This is a genomic window from Cellulomonas sp. P4_B5_2, assembly GCF_056402235.1.
On the sequence record NZ_JBFUHU010000168.1, the window covers coordinates 1 to 8,147 of the forward strand.

Consider the following 8,147-nt stretch of genomic DNA (forward strand, 5'->3'; position numbering starts at 1 on the left):
GCGACGCGGTCCCAGACCTGCGGAGCGGGCGCGACGAGCGGACCCTCCGCAGCGCCGGCGCGGGCCAGCCCGACCACGTCACGCAGGGAGTCGAGCTCGTCGGTGCACCGCTCGCACTCCTCGATGTGTGCAAGGTCCGACGCCGAACCCGCCGGCTCGCCGAGGGCGAGGAGCGCGAGCACGTCGTCGTCCACGTGGGACTCATCGAACGGCACCATCCACCTCCCATCGGGTCCGCAGCCGGGCGAGGCTGCGCCGGACGTGGCTCTTGACGGTGCCGAGCGGCAGGTTGAGCCGAGTCGCGATCTGGTCGTGCGTGAGGTCGTCGAAGAACGCGAGCCGCAGGATCGTGCGCTGCGGGTCTCCCAGCCGGTCGAGCTCGTCGGCGACGACCACCCGGTCCACGACGCGGCCGTCGACGGACGGCACGGGCAGGTCGGACGCGCCGGCCACGGTCTTGTCCCGCAGCCGCCGGTCGCGCGCGCGCTTCTCGTGCGTGTCGGCGACGACGTGCCGCGTGATCCCGAGCAGCCAGGCGGGCAGCCGGGACTTGTCCGGGTCGAACCGCTCGCGGCTGCGCCACGCCTCGACGAACACCTGCTGCGTCACGTCCTCAGCGTCCGTGACGCTGCCGAGCGAGCGGAGCGCGATCGTGTGCACGAGCGCAGACCAGCGTCGGTAGGCCTCCGCGATAGCCGTCTCGTCGCCGCGCGCGAACGCGGCACCGAGCTCCTCGACACCCTCGCCGTCCGGGTCGAGCCGGTGCCCAGGGCGCGACGAGTCAGCGGACCCGGTCCCGGGTGCGCTCACGGACGGCTCCTCCCTGGTCAGCAGCATCGTCATCATTACCCACCGATCGGCTCGGCGGTGACGACGACGTTGTCCGTATAGTGCCCGATGTCGCGGCGGAACGTGCCACCGCAGGTCACAAGCACCAGTCGCGGCGCGCCGGACCGGTCGAACCACTGGTCCACGGGCGCACCCTCCTTGGCGATCCTCTCGACGCCGACGACGCGGTACTCGCGCACGCCGCCGTCGGCGGAGGTCACGGTGATCGCCGCCCCCACCGCCACGTCGAGCAGCCGGGCGAACTGCCCGATCCCGGTCTGCACGCTGTCCACGTGCGCGGCGACGACGGTCGCGCCGGCGGGGTCGGCGGGCGCGGGACCGAACCGGTACCACCCGGCGCGGTCGGCGTCCTCGGGGATCTCCATCTCACCGTCGTCCTGCACCCCGACCGGGTCGACGGCCATGTCGATCCCCACGTCCGGCACCACGAGCCGCACGGGCGGGGGCGTCACGGCGACCTGGGCACCGAGGGCGGCGTCGACCACCGGTCCGGCAGAGGGCGCCGGACCGGTGCACGCGGTCAGCAGGCCGAGCGTCGTGCCGAGTGCGACGACGGCCGCGAGCACGCGTGCGGGTCGGGGGCGCACCGCAGCCCGGGCGGGCGCGAGGGCCTGCTCGGGCTGCGGTGTGGTGGTCATGCTCGGATCAGTCGCGCTGCGTGGCGGGGCGACGAGCGAACGCGAGGCCGACGAGGCCGGCGACGACGAGCCCGGCGATCGCGAAGGTCCACGCGGACGACCCGCCGTCGGAGACGAGACCGACCTGGCCGGCGTTCACCCCGGACGGGTTGCTGTGCAGGCCGGTGATGGTCTGCGTGGCGAGGGCCAGGGTGGACGGCGACGCGGTCGCGTTGCCCCAGGCGTAGACGATCGTGCTGGTGCCCTCGACGATCGGCACGTCGGCCGGGCCGAGCAGCGCGGGCGTCGTGGTCCCCGTGGCGGTCACGCTGGCGGACACCGTGCCGGCGGGGAGGTTGAGCACCTGCTCGTTCGGGTTGGTGAGGTTGGTGATCRCGGGCGTGGTGCCGGCGAGCACGTCGACCCCGGGGGCCGCGGCGACGTGCCGGACCGTGAGCCGGCCCTCGCCGGCGGCCGTGGTGGAGATGTCGTTGGTGAACAGGGTGGCGGTCGGTGCGGCTGCGGCGTCGAGGTGCGCGACGGCCGTGTAGTTCTTGCCGGCCTCGAGCGCGAGGTCGACCGGGCCGATGGCCGGTGAGCTGGCGTCGGCCGCGTCGGCTGCCGTGATGGCGACGGTGTACGTGCCGGCGGGCAGGTCCAGCGGGCCGGCGAGGGAGCCGGGCGTGAAGTCGTCGAGCGTGCGCTCGCCGTTGACCCAGACGTCGACCGTGAGGCCGGGGACACCGTGCAGGACGGACAGCTTGGCGGGGTCGGCCGCGTTCGCGGGGACCGCGGCGAGCGTGACGAGGGCGAGCGTTCCGGCGGCGATGCCGGAGAGAAGACGTGTGCGCATGGTGCGTCCTTCGAGGACTGGCCCGGTGGGGTACCCCCGAGCGGCCGATGTGCTGACACCCCCTCTTCGGCCGGTTGCCCGTCCGTGGATGCACTAGGCGCCGGCGGCTTCCGCGATCGCTGCCGCCAGGTCCGCCGGGCGCGAGAACATCGGCCAGTGGCCGGTCGGCAGGTCCACGTAGGTGAGGTCGGTGCTCTCGCCCAGCTCGGTGTGGAACGGCGGACCGCCGTGGGCCATCGTCTTGATCTGCTCCGACGGGATGCTGGTGCAGATCGCCGTCACGGGGACCTCGAACCGGCGCGGGTCGCCGACGTGCACCGCGCCGCGCACCACGTCCGCGGGGTGGGGGACGGCGCGGCGTCGGAACTCCGCGAGGCCGTCCTCGTCGATGCCCTCGGTGCTCGACCCCTGGGCCGCGAACTCCTCCCAGCTGGGCAGCGGCACCTCGACCTCCTCGGTCGCGGAGGCGTCGATCGCGGCACCGTCCTCGAGCGGGCCGGAGTCGACGTAGATCGCGCGCCGGATGCGGTCCGGTCGCCTGTCGACGACCTCGCCGACGAGCGCACCGCCACCGCTGTGCCCGACGAGGACGACATCGCCCGCGAGGGAGTCGACGAGGTCGGTGACGGCGCGGACGTGGTCGGCGCGCGTGATGCCGGCGCGGTCGGCGCCGGGCTCGACCCCGGGGAGGGTCGGCGCGTGCACGTCGAGCTCGTCGGGCAGGGCGGAGACGACGTCGTCCCACGCCCAACCGCCGAGCCAGAAACCGGGGACGAGGATCAGTGAGGTGGTCATGGCTCCAGCGTGAACCCCGGCCGGTGACACCAGGATGTCACCTTTGTGTCACCATGCTGGAACCATGAACCGCACCGACCGTCTGTACGCGCTCGCGGAGGAGCTGCGGCGCGTCGGCCGCGCCGGGACGACGAGCACGCGGCTGTCGCGGCTGTTCGAGGTGTCCCCGCGGACGGTGAAGCGGGACGTGTCGGCGCTGCAGCAGGCCGGCCTGCCGGTCGTGGCGCAGGCGGGCCTCGGCGGCGGCTACGTGCTCGACGCGTCCGTCGGCCTGCCGCCGGTGAACTTCACGCCCGCGCAGGCGGTGGCCCTGGCGCTCGCGGTCCGTGCGCTGCCGGCGGGCAGCCCGTTCGGCACCGACGCCGAGGCCGCCCGCGCCAAGGTGCTCGACGCGCTCCCGCCAGCGGACCGGGCACGCGCCGACGAGCTCGCCGGTCGGGTCTGGTCGCGGCCGGACCGGGCAGGGGACGACGTGCCGCCACAGGTGCTGCGGGGGGTCGAGGAGTCGATCGGGCGCCGCCGGGTGCTGGCCGTCGAGTACCGCCGCGCGGACGGCACCGTCAGTCGCCGTCGCATCGAGCCGGTCGTCCTCGCGCGCACCGAGGGCACCTGGTACGTCGTGGCCTGGTGCCAGTCCCGGCAGGACCTGCGGTGGTTCCGGCTCGGGCGCATCCTGCGTGCGGACCTGACGCCGGAGGGCTACGAGCCACGCCCGGTCGCCGACATCGGCACCGCCCCGCCCGACGCGCGTCCGGTGTCGTCGCGCCCGTCGGACTGAGGTCGCGAAACACCGTGCGCCCGCGCGGGGCGCGCACTAGGTTGGGCGCGCTCCCACGCCCCGGCCGAAGGAGGGCGCCCATGCTCCGGTCCTGGTACCGCACCGCGGTCCTGCCCCGCCGGGACATCGCCCGCCTGCTGCCCACGGCGGGCGCGGGCCTGGTCGTCGGACTCGCGGCGCTCAACCTGGTGCTCGGCCTCCTGCCGGTCGCGTTCGTGCTGGCCACGAGCGTGGTGGTCGGGCAGGTGCCTGCGGCCGTCGACGGCGGCACGGGGTCGGCCGCGTGGGGTGACCTGGTACGGACGTTCGTGCTGGCGGCGGTCCTGTTCCTGGCCCGGCAGGTGCTCGCGCCCGTGCAGACCGCGCTGGGCGTGCGGATGCAGCGCCGGATCGACGGTGCCCTGCGCGACCGGGCGCTGCGCATCGCCCTGCGCTCCACCAGCATCGCGCCGATGGAGGACCAGGCCACCCTCGAGGCCCTGACGGAGGCGACGAGGGAGTTCGAGGCCGACTTCCGCAGCCCGGGAGCGTCGGCCGCGGGACTGCTCGCCCTCGTCGCGCGGTACGTGCAGCTGCTCGGGTTCGCCGCGGTCATCGGTGCGGTCGTGTCCTGGCCGGCCGCGGCGGCCGTCCTCGCCGCCACCCTGGTGTTCCGGTACGGGCAGCGTGGCGGGCTGCGGCGTTACTCCCAGGTGTGGAAGAACGTCATCGGCTTCCGCCGGAGGTCCGTGTACCTGCGCGAGGTGGCCATGGGCCCGGCGGCCGCCAAGGAGATGCGGGTGTTCGGGCTGGCCGGCTGGTTCACCGACGAGTACAGCGACGCCACCCGGCGGATGCTGGACCCGGTCGCCGCCCGGCGTCGGCAGATCTACCTGGTCCCCTATCTCGTCTACACGGCGATCGGGCTGGTGGTCGGCGCCGCGGTGCTGGTGTCGATCGGGCGGTCGGCGGCCGCGGGCGAGATCACCCTCACCGCTCTGGCGCTCGGCATCCAGGCGGTCGTCGCCGCGATCGCGCTGGGCGAGTACTACCCGGAGTCGGACGTGCAGACGCAGTACGGCATGCAGGCCGTCGCGGCGCTGGCCGAGTTCGAGCAGCGGATGGACGCGGCCGAGGCGCGGCTGGGCTCGTCGGGACCCGGACGGCCCGTGCCGCCGGGTGCCCCCGAGGCGTCGGTGCGGTTCGAGGACGTGCACTTCACGTACCCGGGCAGCGGTCGCCCTGTGCTCGACGGCCTCGACCTGGACCTGCCGGCGGGCCTGTGCACCGCGATCGTCGGCGTCAACGGTGCCGGCAAGACCACGCTGGTGAAGCTGTTGACCCGCCTGCACGAGCCCACCGCGGGCCGCCTGACTGTGGACGGGACCGACCTGGCGGACCTCGACGTCGTCGCCTGGCGCCGCCAGGTCAGCGTGGTCTTCCAGGACTTCGTCCGGTACGAGCTGTCGGCGGCGGACAACATCCTCGTCGGCGCCGTCCACGCCCCGCGGGACCCGGCCGTGGTCCGGGGTGCCGCGGAGCGGGCCGGGATCGCCGACGCCATCGACGCCCTGCCGGCCGGCTTCGACACCACCCTGTCCCGCGCTTACGAGGGCGGCGCCGACCTGTCCGGGGGCCAGTGGCAGCGGATCGCCATCGCCCGCTCGCTGTACGCGCTCGAGGCGGGAGCGCGGCTGCTGGTGCTCGACGAGCCGACCTCGGCGCTCGACGTCCGCGCGGAGGCGGACTTCTTCGACCGGTTCGTCGAGCTCACGCGGGGAGCGACCTCGGTGCTCATCTCGCACCGGTTCTCCAGCGTGCGCCGGGCGGACCGGATCGTCGTGATCGACGCCGGCCGGGTGGTCGAGCAGGGCACGCACGACGAGCTCGTCGCGGCCGACGGGCACTACGCCCGGCTGTTCCGGTTGCAGGCGGAACGGTTCGCCGCCGGGCTGGACGCCGACGGGAACGCGGTGGACGCATGAGGCAGACGGCGCAGGGGAGCTGGGCGCTGCTCCGGCTGGCGGCGAGCATCAGCCCCGGCAAGCTGGTGCTCTCCGCGGTCCTGATGGTGCTGCAGTCGGTGGCGCTTCCGCTGGCCGCGCCCGCGCTGGCCGCGCTGACCGACGCCGCCGTGGCGGGGGACGCCCGGAGTGCGTCGGTGGCGGCGGTGCTCGTCGCGGTGCTGGTCGTCGCCGCGCTCACGGCCGGGCACTTCGCGCACATCTTCTACTTCGAGCTGGGCGACGAGGCGGTGATGCGCCTGGAGCGGGACCTCATCGGCCTCTCCCACGACTCGCCGGGGATCGAGCACCACGAGCGGCCGGAGTACGCGGACCGGCTGCAGGTGCTGCGCACCGAGCTGGACCGGTCGGGCTGGGGCTCCATGCAGGCGCTGCTGTCGGCGATCGGGCTCGGCGTCGCGCTGCTCATCACGGGGGTCCTGCTGGCCCAGCTGAACCCGTGGCTGCTGCTCCTGCCGCTCGCCGCCGTGCCGCCGCTGGTCCTGGGCCGCCGTGCGGAGAGCGTGCTGGGTGCCGCGCGGACCGCCGCCGCGACCGACAACCGCCGCGCGCGCCACCTGTTCGTCCTGTCGCTCGACGCGTCAGCCGCCAAGGAGCTGCGCACCTGCGGGCTGGGCGAGGAGGTGCGCTCCCGGCTGGCGCGCTCGTGGGACGCGGCGACGGCCGTGCTCTGGGCGGGGGAGGTGCGCGCGGACGCCCTGCGCGCCGCCGGTCAGCTCGCGTTCGCGGTCGCGTACGTCGCCGCGACCCTGCTCGTCCTGCGCGACGCCGTCGCCGGCCGGCGCACGGTCGGTGACGTGGTGCTGGTGATCACGCTGGCGTCGCAGGTGAACCAGCAGGTCACCGCCGCGGTGACCATCCTCCAGCAGCTGCAGCGGGCCGCCCGGACCATGACCGACCTCGCCTGGATGCGGTCGCTCGTGCAGGCACAGACCGTGCAGGGGTCGTCGGTCCCCGCCCCGGACGTGCTGCGCGTCGGCATCCGGTTCGACGGAGTCTCGTTCACCTACCCCGGGACGGACGCTCCGGTCCTGGAGGGCGTCGACCTCGTGCTGCCGGCCGGGACCAGCGTCGCCATCGTCGGCGAGAACGGTGCCGGCAAGACCACGCTGGTCAAGCTCCTGTGCCGGTTCTACGCACCGACGACCGGCACGATCACGGTGGACGGCATCGACCTGCACGACCTCGACCCCGTGGCCTGGCGGGACCGGACGGCGGCGGGCTTCCAGGACTTCTGCCGGTTCGAGCTGCTCGCGCGGCAGAACGTCGGCGTCGGGGACCTGCCCCGGATCGGATCCGACGACGCGGTGCTCGGCGCCCTGGACCGGGCGCACTCGGCGGACGTCCTGGACAGGCTGGAGGACGGGCTCGACACGCAGCTCGGCACCAGCCACGCGGACGGCGCCCAGCTGTCCGGCGGGCAGTGGCAGAAGCTCGCGCTCGGCCGGGCGATGATGCGTGAGCAGCCGCTGCTGGTGGTGCTCGACGAGCCGACGTCGGCCCTGGACGCTCAGGCGGAGCACGACCTGTACGAGCGGTACGCGGCCCACGCGAAGGCCGTCGGCGCGACCACCGGGGCGGTGACGCTGCTGGTCTCGCACCGGTTCTCGACCGTCCGCATGGCCGACCTGATCCTGGTCGTCGCCGACCGCCGGATCGTCGAGTCCGGCTCGCACGAGGAGCTGGTGGCGCGCGGCGGCCTGTACGCCGAGCTGTTCGGGATCCAGGCGGCGGCGTACCTCTGAACCCCTGCGCGTGTGGGCGGCGACCGGCAGACTGGCAGCGCTCCGGGACGGACCGGGCGAACCGACCAGCAGGGGGATGCATGGACAAGGGCACGGCACGCGAGGTCAAGGCGCAGGCGACGGACTTCGCTCGGGAGCTGTCCGAGCGGGTGGTGCGGCCGTCCGACGTCGCCGACGGTGGCCTGGCGCTGGCCATCGGTCTCGCACCGCAGCCCGACGGCTCGTACGCGCTGGCGGTCCGCTACCGCCTCGGCCTGCCGTCCGTCCGGAGCATCGCGCGCAAGGTCGTCGCCGAGGTCGGGCAGGACGTGGACGTCCGCCGCACGGGCCGGATCTCCACCCTGGCCGACGACCCGTCCAAGGTGCGGCCGCGCCCCCCGGTCATCACCGCCCGCGCCCTGGGCGAGACGGGCCGCGTGCGCCCGCTGCGCCCCGGCATCTCGATCGCCCACGTCGACGTCACCGCCGGCACGCTCGGCGCGTTCGTGCACAAGGACGGGGTCGTCC

General features: G+C 74.5%; 7 protein-coding genes and 2 pseudogenes. 4 read left to right on the forward strand and 5 right to left on the reverse strand.

The window, feature by feature from the left end; translation table 11 throughout:
• The 5 genes and pseudogenes from AC1DUQ_RS12995 to AC1DUQ_RS13015 form a co-directional block, all read right to left on the reverse strand.
• Positions 1-218 (reverse strand): annotated as a pseudogene (locus AC1DUQ_RS12995) (anti-sigma factor); the annotation flags it as partial.
• Positions 202-810, reverse strand: coding sequence for an RNA polymerase sigma factor (locus AC1DUQ_RS13000; RefSeq protein ID WP_477059340.1), 609 nt, complete (start codon positions 808-810; stop codon positions 202-204). The pseudogene AC1DUQ_RS12995 and the gene AC1DUQ_RS13000, both read right to left, overlap by 17 nt.
• A 35-nt stretch (positions 811-845) precedes the next feature.
• Complete coding sequence (locus AC1DUQ_RS13005) at positions 846-1,487, reverse strand: class F sortase (protein ID WP_477073918.1); 642 nt, start codon at positions 1,485-1,487, stop codon at positions 846-848.
• 7 nt (positions 1,488-1,494) lie between these two features.
• Entirely contained in the window at positions 1,495-2,319 is an 825-nt protein-coding gene (locus AC1DUQ_RS13010) for a DUF4397 domain-containing protein (RefSeq protein ID WP_477073919.1), read from the reverse strand.
• Positions 2,320-2,412: 93 nt separating this feature from the next.
• The gene (locus AC1DUQ_RS13015) at positions 2,413-3,114 is read right to left on the reverse strand and encodes an alpha/beta fold hydrolase (protein ID WP_477062615.1); all 702 of its coding nucleotides are present in this window, start codon (positions 3,112-3,114) and stop codon (positions 2,413-2,415) included.
• A gap of 64 nt (positions 3,115-3,178) precedes the next feature.
• On the opposite strand from AC1DUQ_RS13015, the gene AC1DUQ_RS13020 reads away from it, so the two are divergent.
• From AC1DUQ_RS13020 to AC1DUQ_RS13035, 4 genes and pseudogenes are all read left to right on the forward strand, one after another.
• Positions 3,179-3,892, forward strand: a complete 714-nt coding sequence (locus AC1DUQ_RS13020; RefSeq protein WP_477062614.1) for a helix-turn-helix transcriptional regulator — start codon at positions 3,179-3,181, stop codon at positions 3,890-3,892.
• An 80-nt stretch (positions 3,893-3,972) separates the two neighbouring features.
• The gene (locus tag AC1DUQ_RS13025) at positions 3,973-5,856 is read left to right on the forward strand and encodes an ABC transporter ATP-binding protein (RefSeq protein WP_477062613.1); all 1,884 of its coding nucleotides are present in this window, start codon (positions 3,973-3,975) and stop codon (positions 5,854-5,856) included.
• Positions 5,853-7,640 (forward strand): ABC transporter ATP-binding protein, encoded by a 1,788-nt coding sequence (locus tag AC1DUQ_RS13030; protein ID WP_477062612.1) that lies wholly within the window; start codon positions 5,853-5,855, stop codon positions 7,638-7,640. The genes AC1DUQ_RS13025 and AC1DUQ_RS13030 overlap by 4 nt, the downstream gene beginning before the upstream one ends.
• A gap of 80 nt (positions 7,641-7,720) precedes the next feature.
• Positions 7,721-8,147: pseudogene (locus tag AC1DUQ_RS13035) on the forward strand (chymotrypsin family serine protease); the annotation flags it as partial.